This is a genomic window from Fusicatenibacter sp. (genome assembly GCF_977045365.1).
Genome location: NZ_CDRRUH010000053.1, coordinates 1 through 23,704, shown reverse-complemented (window position 1 = coordinate 23,704; position 23,704 = coordinate 1). Strand labels below are relative to the sequence as shown.

21 protein-coding genes are annotated in these 23,704 nt (G+C 51.0%); 1 reads left to right on the top strand and 20 read right to left on the bottom strand.

Annotated features, from left to right (window positions below; genetic code table 11):
- From aspS to ftsH, 14 genes are all read right to left on the bottom strand, one after another.
- A partial coding sequence (aspS, locus tag ACY2VW_RS11265) for an aspartate--tRNA ligase (protein ID WP_461878130.1) occupies positions 1 to 1,351 on the bottom strand: 1,351 nt, incomplete at its 3' end.
- A gap of 92 nt (positions 1,352 to 1,443) precedes the next feature.
- Positions 1,444 to 2,700 carry a histidine--tRNA ligase gene (gene hisS, locus ACY2VW_RS11260; protein WP_461878129.1) on the bottom strand — a complete coding sequence of 419 codons (1,257 nt, stop codon included), beginning with the start codon at positions 2,698 to 2,700 and terminating at the stop codon, positions 1,444 to 1,446.
- Positions 2,633 to 3,313, bottom strand: coding sequence for an HD-GYP domain-containing protein (locus ACY2VW_RS11255; RefSeq protein WP_461878128.1), 681 nt, complete (start codon positions 3,311 to 3,313; stop codon positions 2,633 to 2,635). The genes hisS and ACY2VW_RS11255 overlap by 68 nt, the downstream gene beginning before the upstream one ends.
- The gene (gene hemZ / locus ACY2VW_RS11250) at positions 3,310 to 4,809 is read right to left on the bottom strand and encodes a coproporphyrinogen dehydrogenase HemZ (RefSeq protein WP_461878127.1); all 1,500 of its coding nucleotides are present in this window, start codon (positions 4,807 to 4,809) and stop codon (positions 3,310 to 3,312) included. The genes ACY2VW_RS11255 and hemZ overlap by 4 nt, the downstream gene beginning before the upstream one ends.
- Positions 4,781 to 5,404: an MBL fold metallo-hydrolase gene (locus tag ACY2VW_RS11245; protein ID WP_461878126.1), complete on the bottom strand. Its 624-nt coding sequence runs from the start codon at positions 5,402 to 5,404 to the stop codon at positions 4,781 to 4,783. Before ACY2VW_RS11245 ends, hemZ begins: the two co-directional genes overlap by 29 nt.
- A gap of 15 nt (positions 5,405 to 5,419) precedes the next feature.
- Complete coding sequence (locus tag ACY2VW_RS11240) at positions 5,420 to 7,717, bottom strand: RelA/SpoT family protein (RefSeq protein ID WP_055265315.1); 2,298 nt, start codon at positions 7,715 to 7,717, stop codon at positions 5,420 to 5,422.
- Positions 7,718 to 7,763: 46 nt separating this feature from the next.
- Positions 7,764 to 8,288: an adenine phosphoribosyltransferase gene (locus ACY2VW_RS11235; RefSeq protein ID WP_117509253.1), complete on the bottom strand. Its 525-nt coding sequence runs from the start codon at positions 8,286 to 8,288 to the stop codon at positions 7,764 to 7,766.
- A gap of 131 nt (positions 8,289 to 8,419) precedes the next feature.
- Positions 8,420 to 10,144, bottom strand: coding sequence for a single-stranded-DNA-specific exonuclease RecJ (gene recJ / locus ACY2VW_RS11230; protein WP_461878125.1), 1,725 nt, complete (start codon positions 10,142 to 10,144; stop codon positions 8,420 to 8,422).
- A 79-nt stretch (positions 10,145 to 10,223) separates the two neighbouring features.
- Positions 10,224 to 12,503: a protein translocase subunit SecD gene (secD, locus tag ACY2VW_RS11225; RefSeq protein WP_461878131.1), complete on the bottom strand. Its 2,280-nt coding sequence runs from the start codon at positions 12,501 to 12,503 to the stop codon at positions 10,224 to 10,226.
- A gap of 24 nt (positions 12,504 to 12,527) precedes the next feature.
- Entirely contained in the window at positions 12,528 to 13,886 is a 1,359-nt protein-coding gene (gene scfB, locus ACY2VW_RS11220) for a thioether cross-link-forming SCIFF peptide maturase (RefSeq protein WP_117509255.1), read from the bottom strand.
- Between the two features lie 116 nt (positions 13,887 to 14,002).
- The gene (gene scfA / locus ACY2VW_RS11215; RefSeq protein WP_022461131.1) at positions 14,003 to 14,143 is read right to left on the bottom strand and encodes a six-cysteine ranthipeptide SCIFF; all 141 of its coding nucleotides are present in this window, start codon (positions 14,141 to 14,143) and stop codon (positions 14,003 to 14,005) included.
- 133 nt (positions 14,144 to 14,276) lie between these two features.
- Positions 14,277 to 14,669 carry a TIGR04086 family membrane protein gene (locus ACY2VW_RS11210; RefSeq protein ID WP_022461130.1) on the bottom strand — a complete coding sequence of 131 codons (393 nt, stop codon included), beginning with the start codon at positions 14,667 to 14,669 and terminating at the stop codon, positions 14,277 to 14,279.
- 61 nt (positions 14,670 to 14,730) lie between these two features.
- Positions 14,731 to 16,410, bottom strand: coding sequence for a prolipoprotein diacylglyceryl transferase (locus ACY2VW_RS11205; RefSeq protein WP_461878124.1), 1,680 nt, complete (start codon positions 16,408 to 16,410; stop codon positions 14,731 to 14,733).
- Positions 16,411 to 16,562: 152 nt separating this feature from the next.
- The gene (gene ftsH, locus ACY2VW_RS11200; protein WP_117509257.1) at positions 16,563 to 18,422 is read right to left on the bottom strand and encodes an ATP-dependent zinc metalloprotease FtsH; all 1,860 of its coding nucleotides are present in this window, start codon (positions 18,420 to 18,422) and stop codon (positions 16,563 to 16,565) included.
- A 257-nt stretch (positions 18,423 to 18,679) separates the two neighbouring features.
- Between ftsH and ACY2VW_RS11195 the strand changes: the two genes are divergently transcribed.
- Positions 18,680 to 19,570 (top strand): RluA family pseudouridine synthase, encoded by an 891-nt coding sequence (locus tag ACY2VW_RS11195; RefSeq protein ID WP_238033360.1) that lies wholly within the window; start codon positions 18,680 to 18,682, stop codon positions 19,568 to 19,570.
- A 113-nt stretch (positions 19,571 to 19,683) separates the two neighbouring features.
- On the opposite strand, the gene ACY2VW_RS11190 is transcribed toward ACY2VW_RS11195, so the two are convergent.
- From ACY2VW_RS11190 to ACY2VW_RS11165, 6 genes are all read right to left on the bottom strand, one after another.
- Complete coding sequence (locus tag ACY2VW_RS11190) at positions 19,684 to 20,184, bottom strand: heme-degrading domain-containing protein (protein WP_022461366.1); 501 nt, start codon at positions 20,182 to 20,184, stop codon at positions 19,684 to 19,686.
- Between the two features lie 191 nt (positions 20,185 to 20,375).
- A complete protein-coding gene (locus ACY2VW_RS11185; RefSeq protein WP_118640218.1) occupies positions 20,376 to 21,170 on the bottom strand; it encodes an RnfABCDGE type electron transport complex subunit B in 795 nt (264 codons plus the stop codon).
- Positions 21,171 to 21,183: 13 nt separating this feature from the next.
- On the bottom strand, positions 21,184 to 21,759 hold the full coding sequence (gene rsxA, locus ACY2VW_RS11180; protein ID WP_022461368.1) for an electron transport complex subunit RsxA: 576 nt from the start codon (positions 21,757 to 21,759) through the stop codon (positions 21,184 to 21,186).
- Positions 21,756 to 22,460, bottom strand: coding sequence for an electron transport complex subunit RsxE (rsxE, locus tag ACY2VW_RS11175; protein WP_022461369.1), 705 nt, complete (start codon positions 22,458 to 22,460; stop codon positions 21,756 to 21,758). Before rsxE ends, rsxA begins: the two co-directional genes overlap by 4 nt.
- Positions 22,457 to 23,095: an FMN-binding protein gene (locus ACY2VW_RS11170; RefSeq protein WP_461873216.1), complete on the bottom strand. Its 639-nt coding sequence runs from the start codon at positions 23,093 to 23,095 to the stop codon at positions 22,457 to 22,459. Before ACY2VW_RS11170 ends, rsxE begins: the two co-directional genes overlap by 4 nt.
- Positions 23,092 to 23,704: RnfABCDGE type electron transport complex subunit D (locus tag ACY2VW_RS11165; protein WP_461878123.1), on the bottom strand; the 613-nt coding region annotated here is incomplete at its 5' end. The genes ACY2VW_RS11170 and ACY2VW_RS11165, both read right to left, overlap by 4 nt.

Below are 23,704 nucleotides of genomic sequence, written 5' to 3'. Positions count from 1 at the left end.
GGTTCTCCTCATCGGACCACTCCAGAAGCGGGAACTCGGTAATCCATACGAAACGGTACTCGTTCTTGTCGAGCAGTCCCATCTGCTCTGCCAGTTCCAGACGAAGTGCGCCAAGAACGTTCCAAACGATCTTGTTGCGGTCTGCTGCGAAGAGAAGAAGGTCTCCTGCCTGTCCGTCCATGGCTTTGATGAGAGCTTCCAGCTGCTCCTCGGTCATAAATTTGGAGAAGGAAGATTTCCAGCTGCCGTCCTCATGGATTGCAATGTAGGCAAGACCTTTTGCTCCATATCCTTTCGCAAACTCAACGAGCTTGTCGATTTTCTTTCTCGGCATTGCGCCCTGTCCCTTTGCGTTGATACCGCGGACAGAACCGCCGTTTTCGAGTGCGCCTTTAAATACAACGAACTCGGTATCTTTTACGGTCTCGGAAACATCAACCAGCTCCATACCGAAACGCAGGTCCGGTTTGTCGGAACCGAAACGGTTCATAGCCTCTTTCCAGGTCATTCTCTGGATCGGGAGCTGTACCTCAACGCCGAGCACCTCTTTGAACAGGTGTGCCAGCAGTCTCTCATTGACATCGATAACATCATCTACATCAACGAAAGCAAGCTCCATATCGATCTGGGTGAACTCCGGCTGACGGTCGGCACGCAGGTCCTCGTCACGGAAACATTTTACGATCTGGATATAACGGTCATAGCCGGAGCACATCAGAAGCTGTTTGAACAGCTGCGGAGACTGCGGCAGTGCGTAGAAGCTGCCCGGATGAACACGGCTCGGTACCAGGTAATCTCTGGCGCCTTCCGGTGTAGATTTCGTCAGCATCGGAGTTTCAATCTCAAGGAAGCCTTCTTTGGACATGAACTCACGGGTGAGCATTGCCACTTTGCTTCTCATGATCAGGTTTCTCTGGATGTCCGGGCGGCGCAGATCCAGGTAACGGTATTTCAGACGAAGTTCTTCTCTCGTCTTGGAATCCTCCTCGATCGGGAACGGCGGGGTTTCTGCCTCGGAAAGGATGCGTAAGGACTCAGCCTTTACTTCGATCTCTCCTGTTGCCAGGTTTTCATTGACAGCACCGGAGCGGGCCATTACTTCACCTTCTACGGCGATAACGAACTCGCTGCGCAGTTTTGCTGCTTTTTCAAAACCTTCCTCACTGATCGGGCCGTTCTCAAAGATGATCTGCATAATACCGCTTCTGTCACGCAGATCGACGAAAATAATTCCGCCTTTATTACGGCTCTTCTGTACCCAGCCCATCAGGGTTACTTTTTTTCCGATATCTGCTTTTGTGACTTCCGCACAGCGGCAGGTTCTCTTCAGGCCTTTCATGGATTCAGCCATTTTCTTGTTCCTCCTATTTGGAACTGCGGACACAAAGAATCTGCATCCGCAGCACATCGTTTTTTCATGCGATTACTATTATTGGATATTCCTTACATTTTGTCAACAAAAAATTCTTCGATCTCAGTGTAGCCCTCGCTGGCAAGCTGCTCTTTCTGGAATTTCTTGTTCTTCTTCATCACGGCGATGTTGATGGCCGTGCCTTCACTTCTCTCTTTTGTCGCCTGCTGAATGATCTTCTGCATTCCCTCTGCCGGCATGTTTTTCTCGATCAGGTACGCTTTTTTCTTCTGTGCGCCCGGGATCTGGTAATCTCTCTCAAGCAGAAGCATAACGATACGCTCAAATCCGATGGAGAATCCGCATGCGCAGGTCTGGTTTCCGGTGAATTTTCCGATCATTTCATCGTAGCGTCCGCCGCCTCCGACAGATCCGCCGTACTCATCCATAGCGATCTCGAAGATCGGTCCGGTGTAGTAGGACATTCCGCGCACCAGAGTCGGATCGAAAGCGATCTTGAATTCTGCGGTCTTCACGGCATTGACACTGTCGATGATGGTCTTCAGGCCGTCTGCGTACTCTTTGTCAAGGAATCCCTCGAGTTTCTCACGGCAGTACTCTACGCCTGCGGTATCCGGGGTGATCTCCTCGAACATTTTCAGGTATTTCTCTACGGACTCTTTTGCAAAGCCGGCTTCCTCGAGCTCTTTGGCAACGCCCTCAAGACCGATTTTATCCATCTTATCGAGGATAATAAATACGGTGTCATAGGACTCCTCCGGGAATCCGCTGCAGGCTGCCATTGCTTTTAAGATGCGGCGGTCGTTGATACGGATCGTGAAGTTCTTGAAGTCCAGTTTTCCAAGCAGTGTGGTGGTAGCAAGGATCAGCTCGATCTCTGCGAGGTTGGTCGGCTCGCCGAGGATATCGATATCGCACTGCATGAACTGGCGGTATCTTCCTCTCTGCGGACGGTCTGCACGCCATACATTTCCCATCTGAAGTGCTTTGAACGGGGACGGAAGCTCGTTTGCGTTGTTGGAATAGTAACGGCAGAGCGGAACGGTCAGGTCATAACGCAGGCCGCTGTCTACGAGATCGTTTTCTTTCTCAGCGGTCTCGAGTTTCAGCTTCTCTCCTCTTTTTAAGATCTTGAAAATCAGTTTCTCATTCTCGCCGCCCTGTTTACTGTTCAGGTTTTCGATGTGCTCCACGCATGGGGTCTCCATGGAGGTAAAGCCGAAGGTTCCGTAAGTTTCCTTGATCAGACGGATCACGTAGTCACGGATTGCCATTTCTTTCGGTAAAATATCTTTCATTCCGGTAACCGGTTTCTTCTTTAATGCCATTTTCTGTTTTCTCCTTTATGATTTCCTGGATCAATTCATCGACATCAGAAAGCTTGATCGCTTTCCTGCTGCCGCTGTGGATCACTCTCTGAAATGCCAGGAACATTTTCAGATCAAAATTCTTGACTTCTTCTGTCATAAGCTCCATCGCCTGTTCCCGCGTAAACGCACTCCGGTACGGGCGGTCGGAGGTCAGCGCGCAGTACACATCACAGATGCGTAAGATACGCGCCCCAAACGGAATCTTTTCTCCCGCCAGATTGGCCGGATACCCGGTTCCGTCATAATTTTCATGGTGATACAGAATACTCTCCAGCACAAAACCGGAGTAGCCGCGTCCCTGAAGGAGCTCATAGCCCAGTGTGGAATGGGTCCGCACAAAGCGCATCTCCTCGACGACGAGCGTATCCTGTTCTTCTACGTAATTCTCCAGTACAATCTTTCCGATATCGTGGAGAACGCCCGCTTTTGCAAGCTCATAGCAGATTTCTTTCTCATACCCCAGTTCCCGCGCAAGATCGTAAGCTAAATTGCTCACTTCCATCCCATGGATGAGCTGCTCAGTCAGGGTATAGCGCAGCATGTGAAGCTGCTGACTGGAATTTTCTTTCATTTTGGCAGATACTTCTCCATTCCGATACGCTTTCTCTCGATCATTTCATCGATACGCTCCACGTAGTTTTTCAGATCCTTCACGTTCTCCACCCGCTCAATGCGCTCTCCGTGTTCAAACACGAATTTCGTGGACGCTCCGGCTCCCGCAGCCAGAATGGACTGTTTTTCCTCCATAATGAGGATGTTGTAGATGCCTGCTTTTCCTTCGCGGGAGTAGCCGACATTCTCAAAGTTACCCGCCATATTTTTCTGGCGGTACATGTAATACGGTCCCATCTCCATGCGGTGTGCGCTGTCCATCGTCATTTTCATGATCTCGGCAGAGTTTTCAAACGAGATCTCCTGATATTTGTCTTTGAACAGGTTGAGTCTCGTTGCACGCTTTAACGCAAGGGAATGGACGGTCAGGGAATCCGGATTCAGCGCTTCCACTTTTTCCAGCGTATACGCCACTTTTTCCTTGTCCTCGCCCGGCAGACCGACGATCAGATCCATGTTGATGTTGTCAAATCCAAGGGAACGCGCCATGCGGAACTTCTCTTCGATCTCCTCCACGGTATGGTGGCGTCCGATCAGATCCAGCGTTTCCTGGTTCATGGTCTGTGGATTGATCGAAATACGGGTGACCGGAAATTTGCGGATGGCTTTTAAGACCTCCTCACTGATCGTATCCGGCCGTCCTGCCTCCACGGTGAACTCCTGCACCTGCTCCATCGGGAAGAGCTCTGTCACTTTCGTGAGCAGGCGCTCCATCTGTGCCGCATTCAGCGTGGTCGGCGTACCGCCTCCGATGTAGATCGTATCAAGGGTGTAATCCTTCATGTTCTCACTGATAAAGGTCAGTTCTTTGATCAGTGCATCGAGATACGGATCTACCATATGCTCCCAGCGGCTTAAGACATGGGAGCCGAAGGAACAGTACAGGCAGATGCTCGGACAGAACGGGATGCCGATGTACAGGCTGTAACCGTGTTCGTAGTCGATCGTCTTTAAAATGTCCTTCTCCCGGTTGGCAATCGTGATGGCGAGTGCCGTCTTTTCCGGACTGGTGTAGTAGGTTTCGCGCATATATTTTGCGATTTCTACATTCTTCTTTCCCTCTTCAAGCATCTTCATCGGAATTTTTGTCGGCCGGATGCCGGTGAGGTCGCCCCACGGAAGTTCTTTGCCGCTCACCTCGGAAAGTGTGCGGTATACCATCCGTTTCAGGACATTTTTCGTTTCATGGCGGTCTTTTTCATATTCCACCGCCTCACACTGCGAAGCGAGCGTCTCATGTTTCCCGTCTGCAATCGAAAAACAGATCTGATCCGCCTCGTATGTGATCGTATCATAATATGCAAATTCCCCGTCCGGCTCCCCATCCTCCTCGTACCATGAGGTAATCTCACAGCCTGGATAGAATGCCTTGATCAGGGAATACACATCGTATTCAAAATCTTTTCTGTTAAAACAAAGGCTGATATTAAGCAAGGGGATTGTACCTCTTTTCATGTTCAATCGTAGTTTCATCGTTGTGCCCCGGATACACGGCCACATCCCCGGGAAGCTCTTTTAACAGGCGCTTGACCGACGCGATCAGCTCTCTGCCGGAGGATGTCGGGAAGTCGTATCTTCCGTAGGACTCGCAGAACAGCGTATCGCCGGAAAAGAGTGCCTTTTCTGCCGGGATATAGTAGCAGACACCGCCTGCCGTGTGGCCCGGTGTCGCAAGGACGTGGATTTCAAAATCCGCGAGATGCAGAACATCGCCCTCTTTTACGGTTTTGTCCGCCTGCATCGTGTACGGTTTGCTCCAGAGCCCGGAAAGATTTTCCTTTGGATCCCCCAGCAGGTGCTGCTCTTTTTCATGGACATAGACCGGGATATGGTATTTTTTCCGCAGCGCATCCGCTGCCAGCATATGGTCGAAATGGCCATGGGTCAGCAGAATGGCCTCCGGGTCGCCGTCGATCTCGTCGATCTGGCGTTCAATCTCCAACGGCGAATCGCCCGGGTCCACGATCAGCACCTTCTGGCTGTCCGGATTTTCCACAACGTAGCAGTTGGTCGAGAGCATTCCAAGTGCCCGGTAATTTACCTTTATCATACGCTTTTCTCCTTTTTATCCTCTCGATCTCTGAATATCGATCACGCTCTCCACCTGGCGCACCTTCTCGATGATGCTGTTCAGCTCTTCGTTGTTGTGCACGTCGAACGTCACATCGATGGAAGCCGTTCCCTGCTTGCTCGTTCTCACGTTCATCGCCGCAAGGTCGATCTTCCGCTCGGTAAAGATCTTGGAGATATCCACCAGAAGACCGGTACGGTTGTTTGCGTAAACGCTGATCTCCACGGTATAGAGAGAGCCGCCGTTGTCCTCTGCCTGCCATTCAGCATCAATGAGGCGCGCCCGCTCGGATTCCGGCAGATTCAGGACATTGACACAGTCGGTGCGGTGGATTGTCACGCCGCGTCCTCTTGTGACAAAGCCCACGATCTCATCGCCCGGGATCGGATTGCAGCATTTGGAGAAGCGAACTGCCACATCGTGGATACCGCGCACGACGATGCCGCCCTTGCTCTTTCCAACCGGCAGAACTTTCTCTCCGGATGCCGCCTCGAGCACCTGCTCGTCGGTGATCTCTTTTTTATGCTGCTTTTCGTACGTCTCAATCAGCTTGTTGAGGACCTGGCCCTCTTTTAAGCCGCCGTGGCCGATGGCTGCAAGAACGGAATCCCAGTCGCGGAAGCCGTACTTTCTCATGACAGCCTCTTCGTACATCGGTTTCGTATAGATTCCAAGGTTTTTGCCCTTCAGCTTTGCATAGTTGGTGAGCATTTCCTTGCCTTTGACGATGTTGTCCGTCTTGTTCTGCTGGCGGAACCACTGGTTGATGCGGCTCTTTGCCTGGGAACTCTTCGCAATTTTCAGCCAGTCGCGGCTCGGTCCCTTGGAGTTCTGCGAGGTGATGATCTCGACGCGGTCTCCGTTGTGAAGTTCCGTCTCGATCGGCACGAGTTTTCCGTTGACCCTCGCTCCGACCATCTTGTTGCCGACCGCACTGTGGACGGAATAAGCAAAGTCGATGGCACAGGAGCCGACCGGAAGCGTTTTGACATCGCCCGCCGGGCTGAAACAGTAAACATTGTCGGCAAACAGGTCGAGATCGCTCTTTAAGAGGTTCATGAACTCATGATTGTCCGCCATGTCCTGCTGCCACTCCAGAATCTGGCGCAGCCAGGTCAGTTTTTCCTCTTCCTGCTCCGGTCCCGGTTTCTTGCCGTCGGAGGCCTCTTTGTATTTCCAGTGTGCAGCGATACCGTATTCTGCAATCCGGTGCATCTCATAAGTACGGATCTGAATCTCAAACGGCTGTCCGTTCGGTCCGATCAGGGTTGTATGCAGGGACTGGTAACGGTTTGGCTTCGGCATCGCAATGTAATCTTTGAAACGGCCCGGGATCGGCGTGTACATTTCATGGATGACACCGAGCGCTGCATAGCAGTCTTTGACGGATTCCACGATGATGCGGACCGCAAAAAGGTCATAGATCTGATCCAGCGTCTTGTGCTGGTTGACCATCTTTTTGTAGATGCTGAAAAAGTGCTTGATTCGTCCGTTGACGTCTGCCTCAATGCCGGCCTGGTGGATATGACGGGTCACCTCTTTTACGATCGCATCGACAAACTCCTGCCGCTGCTCCCGTTTCATGCTGACCTTCTGCACCAGTTCATAGTACGCATCCGGCTCCAGATATTTCAGAGAAAGGTCATCGAGTTCGACCTTGATCTTGGAAATACCGAGGCGCTGTGCGATCGGGGCATAGATATCCATCGTCTCACGCGCTTTTTTCTTCTGCGTCTCCGGCGACCAGTACTGTGCGGTCCGCATGTTGTGCAGACGGTCCGCCAGTTTTACCAGAATAACGCGGATATCCTTTGCCATCGCAAGGAACATCTTTCTCAGGTTTTCTGCCTGCTCCTCGACCTTATCCGCAGAATATTTCAGCTGTGCCAGCTTTGTGACACCGCTTACAATCAGGGACACCTCCGGGCCGAACTCCTCGGTCAGCTCTTCTTCGGTCATGACGGTATCTTCGACAACGTCGTGCAGAAGGCCTGCCGCGATCGACTCCTTGTCGAGCTCCAGATCTGCCAGGATAATTGCCACACAGAGCGGATGGATGATGTACGGTTCCCCGCTCTTTCTTTTCTGGTCCTTATGTGCATCCGCTGCCACGCGGTATGCTTTTTCGATCAGGGAAATATCGTCCGATGGATGATATTTTTTCACAGAAGCGATTAATTCCCCGTATAATTCCTCCGGACTTGTAAAATCGTCCGTCTTGCGGATTCTGGCTTCTGCTGCCGCCACATCCTTTTTTAATTCTTCTTCACTGATTCTTTTCTCTTCTTCCATATGTATCCCTCCGCTCTTATGATATCCCCTGCGCTTCTTGGATACGTTATTTGCCATCGTAACGGATGACAGATTTTACATCATATTTTGCCAGTTTTTCGCGTCCTTTTAAGCCGGCAAGCTCCATCAGGAACACGATTCTGGTTACTTCGCCGCCGAGGCGCTCGATCATTTTTGCACAGGCCTCCACGGTACCGCCGGTTGCAATCAGGTCATCGATGATGACTACCTTCTGGCCCGGTTTGATGGAGTCTTTGTGCATCTCGATCGTTGCGCTGCCGTACTCCAGATCATAACTCTCCTCAATGGTCTCCAGAGGAAGTTTTCCTTTTTTACGGATCGGCACGAACGGTTTGTGCAGATTGTAGGCGATCGGCATACCGAAAATGAAGCCGCGGGACTCGGTTCCGCAGATTACATCACAGTCTACTTCTTCTACAAAATGCTGCATCTCATCTATGGCAAGCTGCAGTCCGTCTGCGTCCTGCAGGATACTCGTTACATCTCTGAAAATAATACCCGGTTCCGGGAAATCCGGAATACTTCTTACGTAATCCTCTACCTTTTTCATAAAATATTCCTCCGTTTCGTCAGGGTTTGACAATTCACCTTACAGTATAGCATCAATATTCTTCTGCGTCAATTTTGTTTCCGATAGAAAACAGAGCCAAAATCCAGGGGATTCTTGGCTTTTTTGCATCTTTAAAAGTAACTCTGAATATTGATCTGTAATTTGTCGCGTCCGTTCCACGTATCGATCGACGGATAGTACGCTGCCGAGAGGGTCGGATGTGCATCCACGTATGCGGCGAACGCTTCTCCCTCGCCGAAATAGACACCATCCATCTGGTATCCGCCCGCGTCGGCAAGCTGCACTTTCACCACATTTCTATTCTTTCCAAAAATGCGGTAATTTAATACAGTCAGTCCTTTCTGTGCGAACAGCGGTTTCGTGTTGCCTTTTCCGAACGGCTCCAAGAGACTTAACTGGCGGATCAGATTTTTGGTGATGTAGGTGATCGGCATCGGCACATCGATCACGACTTTTTCGACAAAATCCTCTTCCGTCAGCGTGGAATTATCGTTCAGTGCCCGGCGGAACGGTTCGATCATCTCCTCTCCTGCGAGGGAAAGGCCCGCCGCCATCGGGTGGCCGCCGAATTTCGTTATCAGTTCTTTGCATTTGCAGAGCTCCTCATACATCGAATACGCTTCGATCGAGCGGCCGGAGCCCTTGACGCCCTCCTCACTTCTGGTGAGTACGAAGGATGGTTTGTGGAAGTGCTCCCGCAGGCGACCTGCGATAATTCCGGCAAGGCTCTCGTGGCAGTCCGGCAGATAGACGACGAGGACTTTGTCGTTCTGCAGCGGGGAGGTTTCCACGAGCTCGATTGCTTTCGCCTCACCCTGGCGCGTCAGCTCTTTGCGGCTCTCATTCAGGTCTTTTAAGTCCCCGGCAAGCTTTGCTGCCTCTTCCCGCGTCTGTGCACAGAGCAGCTTCAGCGAATGCTCCGCCGTGTCAAGCCGTCCCGATGCATTGATGCACGGGCCGAGAACGAAGCCGATGTGATACGGTGTCACATTTTCCGCCTCGATGCCCTGCGCACGGATCAGCTCCTGCAGGCCGAGGTTCTGCGTTTTATGGAGCGCCCGAAGGCCGGCTTTTACAAGAATCCGGTTTTCTCCCTGCAGATCCATCACATCACCGATCGTCGCAATGGCGACAAATTCCAGAAAGCGGAAGCTGTGCTCCTTTGGAAGACCTGCTTTCGCCTCCATCGTCTGGATCAGTTTCCATGCGACGGCCGCACCGCAGAGGCCCGGAAATGGATAGGAACAGTCTTTCTGTTTCGGATTGACAACCGCGTCCGCCGGCGGCAGGATGTAGCGGCGTTCTCCGTTTTCATCCTCCTCAAACGGAACCTCGTGGTGGTCCGTCACGACAACCGTCATGCCGAGCTCTTTTGCCAGACGGATCTGGCTGCCCGCTGCGATGCCGTTGTCGCAGGTGACGATCGTGTCCCGCCCCTCATCCGCGGCAAACTGCACAAGATGCTCATTTAAGCCGTATCCGTCTGCAATCCGGTCCGGGATACGCACATCCACATCGGCACCGAGATCTTTTAAGCCGGTCAGCAGAATATACGTTGCGGTAACGCCGTCAATATCGTAATCGCCGATAATGCGGATCGGCTTTTTCTCCCGGATTTTTTCTGCGATCAGATCTGCCGCGCGCTCCATATCCTTCATCAACAGCGGATCATGGAGCTGTTCAAGATCTCCGAAGAGATACTCTTCAATCTCTTTTTCCCCTGTCACATCCCGGTTCCGGATCAGGCGGGCGATGACGGGATCAATGCCGAACCGGTCCGCAATCGCCTGGAAATCGGCGCGTTTTGCCGAAACTACCCAGCGTTCTTTCTTCATATGTTCTCCTCTTTCCTGTTAGCAGGAAACGCCGGACTTTTCCGGTCCGGCGTTTCTCTTTTTATGGTTTTTGCTGCTTTTATTTATTTTTTGTCTTATTCTGTACTGCTTTGGACGGCACATATTTGTTTTTTCCAACGTGCTTCATCACATACCACAGGGCACCTGTGATGCAGACAGAAGTGTAAGCTCCGCATACGATACCAACCATCAGAGGTGCTGCAAAGTCGCGGATGGAAGAAACTCCCATCACGAACAGAACAAAGATGGTGATAAAGGTGGTGAGGGAACTGTAAATGCTTCGGGTCAGGGTGCCCGTGATGCAGCGGTCAACCAGGGACTCGATCGGCTCTCTCTTTAACTCCGGCAGATTCTCACGGATACGGTCGAAGATGACGATCGTACTGTTGATGGAATAGCCGAGGATCGTCAGCATACACGCGATAAAGGTGCTGCCGACCGAAATACGGGATACCACATAGAATCCGAATACAATGGCGATATCGTGCATCAGTGCAAGGATGGCACTCGATGCGAAGCGGATGTCGCGGAAACGGATCCAGATGTACAGCAGCATGCAGACTACAGCGATGATAACTGCTTTCATCGCATTCTGGCTCATCTCTTTACTTACAGTAGAAGAAATGTTGTCGAAAGTGATTTCAGAAGTATCGACACCGAAATTGTCTGCCATTGCCTGGTAAACCTGCTCACGCTCTTCCAGAGTCAGAGAACGTGTTTTGATGATGACATTGTTGCCTCCGACAACCTTTGTCATCTGAATATTGGAATCTTTTGTCACGCCTTCCACAACCGGCTCTACCTCTTTGTCCAGCTCTTCGATGGAGTAATCCTCGTTGAACGGAACGTTGATGGAAGTACCGCCCTTGAAGTCAAGGCCGAAGTTCAGTGCGCTTCCCTTTGTCTGATGCATGAAAATCATGCTGGCCGGAACGGCAAGCAGCAGAATGCAGGAGATCGTGAAGAAGATCTTTCTCTTTTCCACAAATGGAAATCCCTTGCGCTCTTTCTTGGTTCCGTAGTATTTCGCATCCTTCAGTCCCATACCGTACAGGCTGTTGACCAGCAGTCTGGAAACAACCATGGCGCTGAACATGGAAAGAACAATACCAAGAGCAAGTGTCATGGCGAATCCGCGGACACTTCCGCTCGCAAGCGCATACAGAACAGCTGCTGCAATCAGGGTCGTCACGTTTCCGTCCAGGATGGCAGAAGCTGCCTTCTTGAATCCGTCGCGGATTGCCGCATGAACCGTCTTTCCGGCACCGATCTCCTCCTCGATACGGGCATAAATGATAACGTTCGCATCGACCGCCATACCGATCGACAGGATAACACCTGCGATACCAGGCAGGGTCAATGTCAGGTCAAATGCATTTAAAGCAATCAGATTCAGCTCAACATAGATGAGCAGTGCCCATCCGGCAGCAATACCAGGCAGGCGATATACGATTGCAAGGAAAAGGATAATCAGTACAATGCCGATCGCTCCCGCTTTTACGCTGGTGGAAACAGCTGCTGATCCAAGCTGTGCTCCAACGACGCTGGAGTTGATCTCCTCAAGTTTCAGGGAAAGGGAACCGATACGGAGGGTGGATGCCAGGCTGGTTGCTTCATCCCAGTCCATGTTTCCGCCGGAGATGACTGCAGTACCATCGGAAATCACAGCGTTTACACTCGGTACACTGACGAATTTTTCATCATAGTAGATACCGATGCTCTTTCCTGCGCTGTAGGCTTCCTGGGTTGCGTCTGCAAATTTCTGTTTTCCTTCGTCGGTCATTTTCAGCTGAACGACGCTCTCGGTTGCTTTTGTGGTGGAGTTCTGCTGATGCATGGCTTCTGCGCTCTCCACATCTTTACCGGTCAGAACGACGGAGCCGTCCTCCTCGAGCTCTTCGATAGTTTTTCCGTTCAGAACGTACTCGCCGGTCGAGCTGTCGTAGGTGTAGTTTTCTGTTCCGTCATCGTTGGTCTGTTTGATGAAATACAGGCTTCCCGGTTTACCCATCTCTTCCAGAATGGTGGTTGCATCGGTTGCACCCGGGATTTCAATGGTGATACGGTTGTCGCCCTGCAGATAGACCTGTGCCTCTTCGCTGTACTGCTGCGCACGCTGTTCCAGCTTGTAGCGGGTATCTGACATTTCTTCGTCTGTCGGGTTGTCCTTTACGGCCTGATAGGTAATGCTGACACCGCCGGACAGATCCAGACCCAGGTTGATATTCTTCATCGAACCGGTTCCGGTAGGACCCCATCCTTTGATCATCGTCCATCCAAGAAGCACTGTTACAATGGCTGCCAGGACGAGTGCGATGATACTCTGTTTCTTCTTCATCATGTCGCGATTTTCCTCTTTTCTTTAATCTTCGGCCAGAGCTGCCTTTATCATCAATGCACACTCGATCCGTTTCTGCTGCATCTTGCATCCGATCTCGTAAACATCGTTGATCTTACCTGTGAAATTGTAGGAGTTTGCCGCGCATCCGCCGCTGCAGTAGAACCGTGCAAAGCACTGGCTGCACTCCTTCTTGGAATAAACGTTGCATTTTTTGAATTCGTTGACAGTTTCTGTCTTTTTCACGCCTTCGTAAACATTTCCGAGGCAGAAATCTTCCTGTCCTACGAACTGGTGGCACGGATAGAAATCGCCCCACGGTGTTACCGCAAGGTACTCGGTTCCGGAACCGCAGCCGGAAAGACGTTTATAAACACATGGTCCGCCGGTCAGATCGATCATAAAGTGGAAGAAATTGAAGCCTCTTCCTTCTTTTTCTCTCTTGATCATCTCTCTTGCCAGAATGTCGTACTGTTCGAAAATCACTGGAAGGTCTTCCTCGCGGATCGCATAGTCCTCGGTCGGAGGCGCTACAACAGGCTCCACCGAGATCTGTTTGAAGCCGAGGTCTGCCAGATGGAGGACGTCGGCAGCAAAGTCTGTGTTGTAATGCGTGAAGGTTCCGCGCACATAGTATTTGTCCTGATGACGAAGCTCAGCGAATTTCTGGAATTTCGGCACGATCAGATCGTAGCTTCCGGCACCTTTGCGGAACGGACGCATGTGATCGTGAACTTCTTTTCTTCCGTCAATACTTAATACGACGTTGCCCATCTCTTTATTGCAGAACTCCATGACCTCGTCGTTTAAGAGAACACCGTTGGTGGTCAGGGTGAAACGGAAGTTCTTGTTATGTAACTTCTCCTGTTCTCTTCCGTAGGCTACGAGCTGTTTTACAACATCCCAGTTCATCAGCGGTTCACCGCCGAAGAAATCTACCTCGAGGTTTCTTCTGCTGCCGGAGTTTGCGATCAGGAAATCAAGCGCTTTTTTGCCGACTTCCAGGGACATCAGTGCACGTCTTCCGTGATACTCGCCCTCTTCTGCGAAGCAGTAACGACAGGCAAGGTTGCAGTCGTGTGCAATGTGGAGGCAGAGTGCTTTTACGACGGTCGGACGGTTGGAAAACTGATCAATTGCGTTTTCGTAGATGTCTTTTGTAAAGAGCATGCCGTTGTCTGTAAGTTCCTGAATTTCTTCTCTGGCTTCGGTGATGTCCTGCTCGGCATATTTACTGCTAAGCGCCTCTGCTGCCTCTTCTGCATTTTTTCCTTCGTTCATGCAGGAAAGGACATCGTATACGCAGTCATCCACAACATGGACGGAGCCGCTGTTGACGTCCAGCACCATGTTGAAGCCATTGCTTTTATATAAATGTATCACTGTGGTATTCCTTTCTATAACTCTCTCTTTTTTTGATGTGCCTGGCAAAAAGAATGTTCCCAAATCCGGCGAAACCGGTTCTGGGAACACCTTTTACTCGTCCTTATGGATTACTTTTACTTATGCTCGCAGCTCTGGTTGCCTACGGTGCAAGAAGTCTTACATGCGGACTGGCAGGATGTCTGGCACTCACCGCATCCACCTTTTTTTACAGTGTTCTGTAAGCTTTTTGTATTTAAAGTTTTGATGTGTTTCATGGCACATTCCTCCTTCATTGTAGTTGACGCGCGACTTTTTTATAGTCTTCGGCCATTAGCTCTTCCCATTATAGCATAGGTTTTTCAAATTTAAAAGTCTGTTTTTTGAAAAAATGTTCTGTTTTGTCCGCTTTTATCTGCCGTGTGCCGTCATTCCGCCTGCCATTCCGCCGACGGCACAGACTGCTGCCGCCCACAGAAGTCTTCCGGCTCCGGCAAATCCGCCCGGCAGGAAGACTGCGGAGACGATGATCAGAATGGCAAAATACACGATTCCAAAGCAGATGCCCCAGAGAAACCGCCGTTTTCCCGCCATGTTTCCTGCCATTCTTCCGCCGGAAAAGCTTGATGCCAGATAGATCACCACAATGCCCGCCTGCACCCAGCTTTCCTTCCAGGAAAATTTCCAGAGCAGGAAAGACAACAGCAAAAGAAGAAGCACCGAGATCAGATAGGAAACGAGAAGAGCCTTCAGCCAGCCGATCCCGCTGCCCGCACCCACCGCCCATGTTTTCTTTTCTTCCATAAGAAAAAGCCCTCCCATACTGTAAATGTATGGAATGGCTTTTCCGGATATGCCTGTTTCTTTATTCTTCGTCAAACGGATGATTCTTTTTGAATTCCAGCCATGCAGCCATGCTCTTTGCGCGTTTTGCCTGCATCTGAAGGAATGCCATGCAGAACATAACGGCTGCAGAAAGTGCGGAGCTGATCGCCAGCGGAAGCACCATCGTCTCATCGCCGGTGTTGACCGGGATGCTGCGGATGCTTACAGTGGTCTGTGTCTTCTTCTGCGGAATCTTTGTGCTTCCGGTATTGGAATTGGAAGAGCTGTTGTTACTGCTGCTCTTCGACGGTGTGGCTGTCGGAGTCGGAGTGGATGTCTTATTCGTTCCGTAGTTGTCCGGTCCTACAAGGATCGTTCCTGCGGCACGCAGCGTACTTACGTCATCGGCTGCACTTGCTGTCATTTCACCTGCACTCAGGTTGGATTTCTGCTCTGCAGCTGCAAGCAGTTCATGCTCGCCTTCGTCCGCCGTCTCAGCTTCTGCTGTTTCCGTCTGCTCCTCTGATACAAGGCTTCTGGACAGACTTACTGCCACCGGCTGGATCAAAAGAGAGACATTGGAGATCAGATAGCCGTCTTCTGTGCTGTCCGTACCGGATGGATTGGAAATTTCATCGAAATTTTTTACGGTTTCGTTTTCTTTCTGAATTTCATCTTTTACAAGGTCATCCAGATTTTCATCCTGTTTCCACTGGTCCGATGATGCATCATTTCCCGTTCCGTTCTGGTTATCCTGGTTTGTGTCGTCCTGGTTTGTATCATCTGCTGCAGGATCGTCTTTTGCTGTATCATCCGGGGCAGGTGTCACGGTTGGATCTTCTGCCGGAGTTTCCGGATTCTCCGGATTTTCACTGTCATCGGTATTCTCGCCCGGTGCTGTCGTCGGAGTTACTTCCGGCGTTACGGTCGGTTCCGCATCCGGTGTCGGCGCTGCCGTTGGTGTATCCCCTGTATCTTCTCCGTTGTCCGCATCCGGTGTCGGAGTTGCCGTTGGTTCCTCCGCCGGCGTTACGGTCGGCTCTGCGTCCGGCGTTTCCGTCGGTTCTGCGGTTGGCTCTGCATCCGGCGTTTCCGTCGGACCCGGAGTTGGTGTTACGGTATCTTCTGCCGCATCCGGTGCCGGAGACTCGCCTGGCGCAAGCGTTGGTGTTTCCGAAACCGTTTCTTTTGCTTTTTCTGCTGCCAGAACAGCCTCATATCCGGCTTCTGTCACCACGATTTCATCTGCCGCAAAAACGGTATCTGTTACTCTTCCCCTGAAGTCTGTTTTCTGCTGTTTCTTTCGATACGTTTCCAGCTCTTTTTCATCCATGCCGACGAATACCAGATATTTTTCTGCTGCTTCCTCCGCTGCGGTTTTGCTGGTATCTGCAGCAGTGTTTTTTTCAGTTGTTTTCCCATCCGCCTGCAGTTCTGCCGCTGCAACTGCAAGAAGCTCCTGTGCTTTTTCCACGGTTTTTACTGCCGTCTCTGCCGTTGTACCGTCTGCCGTATCATCGCCGGTTTTCAGATTCACATAAACGGCTGCCCGTTTTGTCTTTGTCTCTGTACCGTTCTCCGTTCCGGAGACAGTTTCGTTCTGTACTGCGCTTTTTTCCGTTCCTGCCGATGCGCTGGCACGGAGCGGAACTGCATCGGAAAATACCAGTGTGCCCGCAAGGACAGCACCCATCACTTTCCATGCCTGTTTTTTCTTCATTGCGTTTCTCCTTATGTTCTCTTGGTCTATCTTAAAAAAATCTGTCTTTTTGTGTCATAATTTCGCATTACAGCATTATAGCACAAGAAAGAATCCCGCGCAAGGCTGAAGTCGCCTTGAAACGCGGGATTCTCATCTGCTTTTATCGCTTTTTAATTTGTTTCCATTCTCGTTGTCGTGAGCTGATCCGGGGATAAATTCAGGATTTCCATAAACTCATCACCTGTGATCGTCTCTTTCTCATACAGATATTTTGCCAGCTCGTGGAGTTTCGGCATGTTATCTTTTAAGAGCTGCTCTGCTTTGTCGTACTGTTTTCTGACTGCTGCAACAACCTTCTCATCAATCTGTGCTGCTGTCGATTCGGAGCATGCCAGGGAAGTGTCACCGCCGAGGTACTGGTTCGTTACCGTCTCAAATGCAACCATACCAAATTCCTCGTTCATACCGAAGCGGGTGATCATGGCTCTTGCCACCTTCGTTGCCTGCTCGATATCGTTCGAAGCACCTGTCGTGATGGAATGGAACACCAGATCCTCTGCCACACGGCCGCCGGTCAGGGTTGCAATTTTATTTTCCAGCTCTTCACGGCTCATCAGATTATGCTCATCTTCATCCACCTGCATCGTATAGCCGAGGGCGCCGGACGTACGCGGGATAATGGTGATCTTCGTAACTGGAGCGGAATGGCTCTGCAGTGCTGCGACGAGTGCATGGCCGACCTCGTGGTAGGAAACGATCAGTTTCTCTTTGTCGGTCATGATCTTATTCTTCTTCTGGTATCCGGCGATGACAACCTCAACGCTCTCCTCCAGATCCGCCTGGGTGACGAATTTTCTTCCATCACGGACGGCACGGAGTGCTGCCTCGTTGATCATATTGGCAAGTTCTGCACCAGAAGCACCGGATGCCATACGTGCGATCGCATTGTAATCGACATTGTCGCCCACGCGGATGTTTTTCGCATGGACTTTCAGGATTTCCTCACGGCCTTTTAAGTCAGGCAGTTCAACCGGCACACGGCGGTCGAAACGGCCCGGACGAAGAAGTGCCGGGTCCAGGGAATCCGGACGGTTCGTCGCTGCCAGAATGACAACGCCTTTCTTTCCATCGAATCCATCCATCTCGGCAAGCAGCTGGTTCAGGGTCTGCTCACGCTCGTCGTTTCCGGAGAATCCGCCGCCGTCACGTTTTTTGCCGACGGTATCGATCTCATCGATAAAGACGATACACGGTGCTTTCTCATTTGCCTGCTGGAACAGGTCACGCACCTTCGCAGCTCCCATGCCGACGAACATCTCGACAAACTCAGAACCGGAAATGGAGAAGAACGGAACATTTGCCTCTCCGGCTACTGCCTTTGCAAGCAGCGTTTTACCGGTTCCTGGAGGGCCGACAAGCAGTGCTCCTTTCGGCATTTTTGCACCAATTTCTTCATATTTTTTGGGATTATGCAGGAAGTCAACAATCTCCTGTAAAATTTCTTTTGCCTCATCCTCTCCGGCAACATCTGCAAATTTAATGCCGGTTTCGGACTGTACATAAACCTTGGCGTTGCTCTTTCCAAAGCTCATCGCATTTCCCATGCCGCCCATCATCTTGCTCGTCATACGTTTCATCAGCCACTGTCCGAGCGCAACCATCACAACGATCGGTATTACCCATGTTAAAAGAAATTCCATGAGTGGCGACATCTGCTCTATGATCGGCGTTCCGAATTCGGTAATACCTGCCTCATATAAACGATCTACCAGCTTGTAATCATTCATCACACCCGTCTTATAATAATTCGCCGGGCTTGATTTGTCGCTGAAAATAATCTCATTTGACTGGATCTGGACTTCGCTGATTTCGTTGTTATCTACCATCTGCAAAAATTTTCCGTAATCAACTTCTGTTACTTTTGGCTCGAGAAGTCTCGGGAAAAGCAGAAGATTTAACAGCAGAATGACGATCAGCGCAATCACATAATAAAAAATTATGGGTTTTTTCGGTTTTTGCACCTGTTTCATCTGTATCCCCTCCTGTTTCTTGATTTTCTTTCTTTTTTAGTAGCATAAACTTTTCTTTCGCTAAAATCAATCAAATTCTGACATTTCATGAAACTTTTATACTTTTTTATATTTTCGCTATAGAAAGGTAAGTTTCTTGCTTTTCCATCTGTTTTCGGCTATACTTGCGAAAGACTGGGAAAGTCTCTTTTTGAAATTTTGCCCCGAAATGACAGGGTTCATTCGATAAAAAAGCTATAGAAACGGAGGTTTTGTGTATGGGACACAGGTTTACATATGTGGTTTCGCCGGAGGAGGAACGGGAAAATCTGACTGTGGAATGGTTTCTCCGCCGGCATGGATATTCGCGCCATATTATTACGGGCTTAAAACGCACAGAGGACGGCATTTTCCAAAACGGCGTCCGCGCCTGGACGAGCCAGGCCGTGCACGCCGGGGATGTGATCGAAACGCACCTTGTCGAAACAGAACCCTCCGACGGAATTCTGCCGCGGCCGGTTCCGTTTTCGGTTGTGTATGAGGATGACGACATCCTCGTTGTGGATAAACCCGCTGATACGCCGATTCATCCGTCGATTGGAAATTATGAAAATACGCTGGCAAACGGCATTGCATGGTATTTTGAACAGAAAGGTGAACCCTTCGTCTACCGCTGTATCAACCGCCTCGACCGCGACACCACCGGCCTTATCGTGCTCGCCAAGCACGCCTTAAGCGCCGCCGTTCTCTCCCAGGCCATGCGCTCCCGCGAAATCCACCGCACGTATCAGGCCTTCGCCCTCGGCGAAACCGCTGCATCCGGCACCATCGACGCACCGATCGCCCGCCTCAACGGCTCCCTCATCCAGCGCACCGTCGACTTTGCCTCCGGCGAGCGCTCCGTAACCCATTACCGCACCCTCGCGCACTGCTCCGTTTTCTCCCACCTCGAACTCAATCTCGAAACCGGCCGCACCCACCAGATCCGCGTCCACATGGCTTACATCGGCCATCCGCTGCTCGGCGATACCCTCTACAACAAAACTCCCGGCACTTTCCCCCGCCAGGCACTTCACTCTGCATCGCTCTCCTTCGTCCATCCGATCACCGGAGAACCCTTAAACTTCCACGCACCACTGCCGGAAGATATGCAAAACCTGCTGACATAAACCAACCCCCGTGAGTTGCCGCTCACGGGGGTTTTGTTGTCCCTGATGGAACTGTCATGTCTTTTTGCCGGTGACATTGTATCATACACAAAATTTAGTTTCAATCATCATTTTCATACAGTTCTGATTCTCGGTACTTCATCGATATGCAAATATTTGCTGATGCATTTCACAATCACATCATGATCCGAAACCTGTCCCATGCCGGACACTGCTACGGTTGCCACAACGCCGACTTCTTCCACGCAGATCGGAAAACCTCCGCCCAGCATTGCGTATTCCTTCGGGTCCAGTACCATCTGTTTTACGCTCTCCGGCGCATTCGTCGCTGCCATGTAGAGCTGCAGCGAACTCCGCTCCGTCAGAAGCACCGAATTGCTCTTCCGTCTCATCAGCTCCACATTGTGCGGCGTAATGCCGTTATCACAATACTGGAATACAACTTCCCCATTGCTTCTGCGGATCATGATGCCAACCTGCGCTCCGCGCCGTCTTGCCTCCATCAGGATCATCGTTCCCAGTTCCCATGCGTCTGCATTTGTAAAATGCGTAAACTGCAGAATATCCTCCTGCATATCGAGCACTTTCATCAGTTCATCCATTGTCATTGTCATACTTTTGCCCCGTCCTTTCTGCCATTTTATATTTTTTTAGCTTTTCGCCCCTCGTTTTCTGACTTTCAGTTTATCATTTTCCCAAATTCAAGTCAAGCCAGCCACCCCCGGCATTGGCTAACACGATATCACCGAAAAGCAAAAATTCCACGCCGCAGAAGTTCCCTCCCACAGCATGGAATTTCTCATTTTTATTTTTCTACCATAATACACTTCCGCGGGCAGTTCTCCGCGCAGAGGCCGCAGCCTGTACATTTTGCCGGGTCGATCTCCGCGCGCTGGTCCACAACGTGAATTGCATCCGACGGGCAGTTCTTCTCGCACTTCTTACATCCGATACAGCCGATCTCACACGCTGCCATCACCGCCTTGCCCTTCTCGGTTGAGCGGCATTTCACCGTGATCTTCTGCTCATACGGAATCAGGTCGATCAGATTTCTCGGACAGGCCTTCACGCAGGCACCGCATGCCTTGCACGCTTCGCCGTCCACAACGGCAATGCCGTTTTCAATATGGATCGCATCAAACTTACATGCCTTCACGCAGTTTCCAAAACCAAGACATCCGTTTCCGCAGCTCTTCGGACCGCCGCCCGGTACAAAACCAGCGTAGGAGCAGTCCCTTGCACCCGTGTATTCATACTTGTTCTTTGCCACGTCACACGTACCGGCGCACCGTACCACTGCTTTTCTGCGCTCCTGTGCTCCGGCTTCCTGTCCCATAATGGCACCGATCGCTGCCGCAACCGGCGCTCCGCCGACCGGACAGACCGAAATCGGGGCTTCACCCTTTACCACTGCAGCCGCCGCTCCGTCACAGCCCGGGTAACCGCAGCCGCCGCAGTTGTTGCCCGGCAGCGCTTCACGGACCTTCGTCTCGCGCTCGTCCACTTCCACATAAAACTTCTTTCCGGCAATTCCAAGGAGAATACCAATCAAAAGGCCGGTTCCACCCACCATCAGGGTGGCTGCTAAAATACCATTCATCTCTTCATTCCTCCTAGATCATTCCGGAAAATCCCATAAATGCCATTGACATCAGCATAGCCGTAAGAAGAACGATCGGCATTCCTTTGAATGACTCCGGGATATCGTTGTACTCCATCTTTTCCCGCAGGCCGGCCATCAGCACCATGGCAATTGTAAAGCCGATTGCGGTTGCCAGACCGTAAACCGTACCCTGCAGAATCGTGTAATCCTTCTGTACGTTGATGAGTGCCACACCGAGTACCGCGCAGTTTGTTGTAATCAGCGGAAGGTAAACGCCGAGCGCTCGGTACAGAGACGGAATCGTCTTTTTCAGGAACATCTCAACGAGCTGTACCAGCGCCGCGATGACAAGAATGAAAACGATCGTTTTCAGATAATCAAGTTCTGCCGGTGCCAGGATAAATTTGTAAATCAGACTTGTCACAAATGAAGAAATCGTGAGGACAAAAATAACCGCTCCGCCCATGCCGGCCGCCGTATCCATCTTTTTGGAAACACCGAGGAAAGCACAGATGCCGAGGAACTGGCTTAAGACAACGTTGTTCACCAGCGCCGCACCGATGGCAATCAAAATCAGTTCTTTCATTTCGCTTCCTCCTTTCCTTTCACAGCCTGGCAGTATGCCTTATTGGCGCATGCCATACAGCCGGTCTCTTCTGCCGGGACTGCCGGTTTTCCGGTTTTCTCTGACTTCTGGCGTTTGATGCGGTTCTGCACCGCAACGAGCATTGCCAGCACAAGGAATGCACCCGGCGCCATGATGAAGATGTTGACCGGTTCGTAAGCACTCGGCATTACCTGGATACCGAACAGGGTTCCGGCTCCGATCAGCTCACGGAACATACCGATCAGGGTCAGGCCGACGGTAAATCCAAGGCCCATGCCGATACCATCAAATAAAGACGGGATCGGACCATGTTTTCCAGCATATGCCTCGGCGCGTCCCAGGATGATACAGTTTACAACGATCAGCGGGATGTAGATGCCAAGGGCGGAATAGAGTGCCGGAATAAAACCTTCCATCAAAAATTCCACGATGGTTACAAACGATGCCACAACAACGATGTATGCTGGCATACGCACGCCGTCCGGGATGATTTTCCGAAGCAGGGAAATCATCAGGTTGGAGGCGGTCAGGATGACCATCGTCGCAAGGCCCATGCCGATACCGTTCTTTGCAGAAGTGGTAACCGCAAGCGTCGGACACATACCCAGCATCATGACGAAGGTCGGGTTTTCTTTTATGATACCATTATAAAGCCGTTCCAGCGGCGTATCTTTTCTCATGAGTTCCCTCCCTCTCCGGAAAGCAGACCGGATTCGTTGCAGTAGTTAAAACAGCAGATTCCTGCATTGACACCGTTTGTTACAGCGTTCGTTGTCAGAGTTGCCCCGCTCAGCGCATCGATTTCATCATCCGCGGATGCGCCGGATTTTGTGTAGGAGAATGCTTCTACGTTTTTATCCTTGAACTGATTCTTGAAATCGTCTGTGTCGGCACGCATACCAAGGCCGGCCGTCTCGGAAAGTGACAGGAAAGAGATTCCTTTTGTCGTTCCGTCCGATGCAATTCCCATCGAGAACTGCATGCCGCCGCCATAGCCTTCGGTTGTGGAGATGATCTCAACCAGGCCGATCGTCGCGCCGGATGCGTCTTTTGCAAGCAGCAGTTCGTCAATTGTCTGTGCTTCAAAACCGTGGCCGATCAGTGCTGCCGTAAGCTCTGCCTGTTCTGCATCGCTCATTGTTACTTCTTCAAAGGAAGCTGCCTCCGGGAATACGTTCTGGCAGGATTCCTGTTTTTCTTTTTCCTGCTGTTTCTGGATCGGCTCTAAGGTTACCTGGTGGGCCGCACCGAGAAGCAGTCCGGCGATCAGCGTAATCGCCGCAAGAATCAGTGCATTTTTTACTATTTTATTCATGCTTTCTTCTTGCCTCCTCTTCCGAATCCAACCGGCACGGTCACGCGCTCAATAAGCGGAACCAGAAGGTTGGTAAAGATGATGGCATAGGAAACGCCCTCTGCCGAATTTCCAAAGATACGGAATACGCCGGTCAGAAGTCCTAAAATGACCGCGTAGATATACTGTCCCTTCTTTGTGATCGGGCGGGTGACGTAATCGGTTGCCATGAACCATGCGCCGAGCATCAGCCCACCGCCGAAGAGATGCGCACCAAGGAAATTGATGTCAAAGCCGTGGCCGCCGAAAATCAGGGCGAATAAAAGCTCGGTTCCGATGTAAATGAGCGGAATGTTGAGGTCAATCACATGGATGCAGACGAGGAAAATTCCGCCGATCAGAAGGGCAAGCGCGGAAGTCTCGCCGATGGTTCCTGTCGTGTTTCCAAGGAACATGGACAGCAGATTCACCTGCTCTCCTGCTTTTGCTGCGGCAAGCGGTGTCGCACCGGATACGGTATCCACGAGGTGTGCGGCTGCCGGGGCAGCGAAGTTTGTCATATGACCCGGGAAGGAAATCAAAAGGAAACATCTTCCTGCAAGTGCCGGGTTCATGATGTTCTGGCCAAGA

Excerpts from the sequence above, each read along its gene's own strand:
- hisS (WP_461878129.1), bottom strand. The coding sequence starts at position 2,700 with ATGGCATTAAAGAAGAAACCGGTTACCGGAATGAAAGATATTTTACCG.
- ACY2VW_RS11255 (WP_461878128.1), bottom strand. The coding sequence starts at position 3,313 with ATGAAAGAAAATTCCAGTCAGCAGCTTCACATGCTGCGCTATACCCTG.
- hemZ (WP_461878127.1), bottom strand. The coding sequence starts at position 4,809 with ATGAAAAGAGGTACAATCCCCTTGCTTAATATCAGCCTTTGTTTTAAC.
- ACY2VW_RS11245 (WP_461878126.1), bottom strand. The coding sequence starts at position 5,404 with ATGATAAAGGTAAATTACCGGGCACTTGGAATGCTCTCGACCAACTGC.
- ACY2VW_RS11240 (WP_055265315.1), bottom strand. The coding sequence starts at position 7,717 with ATGGAAGAAGAGAAAAGAATCAGTGAAGAAGAATTAAAAAAGGATGTG.
- ACY2VW_RS11235 (WP_117509253.1), bottom strand. The coding sequence starts at position 8,288 with ATGAAAAAGGTAGAGGATTACGTAAGAAGTATTCCGGATTTCCCGGAA.
- recJ (WP_461878125.1), bottom strand. The coding sequence starts at position 10,144 with ATGAAGAAAGAACGCTGGGTAGTTTCGGCAAAACGCGCCGATTTCCAG.
- secD (WP_461878131.1), bottom strand. The coding sequence starts at position 12,503 with ATGAAGAAGAAACAGAGTATCATCGCACTCGTCCTGGCAGCCATTGTA.
- scfA (WP_022461131.1), bottom strand. The coding sequence starts at position 14,143 with ATGAAACACATCAAAACTTTAAATACAAAAAGCTTACAGAACACTGTA.
- ACY2VW_RS11210 (WP_022461130.1), bottom strand. The coding sequence starts at position 14,669 with ATGGAAGAAAAGAAAACATGGGCGGTGGGTGCGGGCAGCGGGATCGGC.
- ACY2VW_RS11205 (WP_461878124.1), bottom strand. The coding sequence starts at position 16,410 with ATGAAGAAAAAACAGGCATGGAAAGTGATGGGTGCTGTCCTTGCGGGC.
- ftsH (WP_117509257.1), bottom strand. The coding sequence starts at position 18,422 with ATGAAACAGGTGCAAAAACCGAAAAAACCCATAATTTTTTATTATGTG.
- ACY2VW_RS11195 (WP_238033360.1), top strand. The coding sequence starts at position 18,680 with ATGGGACACAGGTTTACATATGTGGTTTCGCCGGAGGAGGAACGGGAA.
- ACY2VW_RS11190 (WP_022461366.1), bottom strand. The coding sequence starts at position 20,184 with ATGACAATGACAATGGATGAACTGATGAAAGTGCTCGATATGCAGGAG.
- ACY2VW_RS11185 (WP_118640218.1), bottom strand. The coding sequence starts at position 21,170 with ATGAATGGTATTTTAGCAGCCACCCTGATGGTGGGTGGAACCGGCCTT.
- rsxA (WP_022461368.1), bottom strand. The coding sequence starts at position 21,759 with ATGAAAGAACTGATTTTGATTGCCATCGGTGCGGCGCTGGTGAACAAC.
- rsxE (WP_022461369.1), bottom strand. The coding sequence starts at position 22,460 with ATGAGAAAAGATACGCCGCTGGAACGGCTTTATAATGGTATCATAAAA.
- ACY2VW_RS11170 (WP_461873216.1), bottom strand. The coding sequence starts at position 23,095 with ATGAATAAAATAGTAAAAAATGCACTGATTCTTGCGGCGATTACGCTG.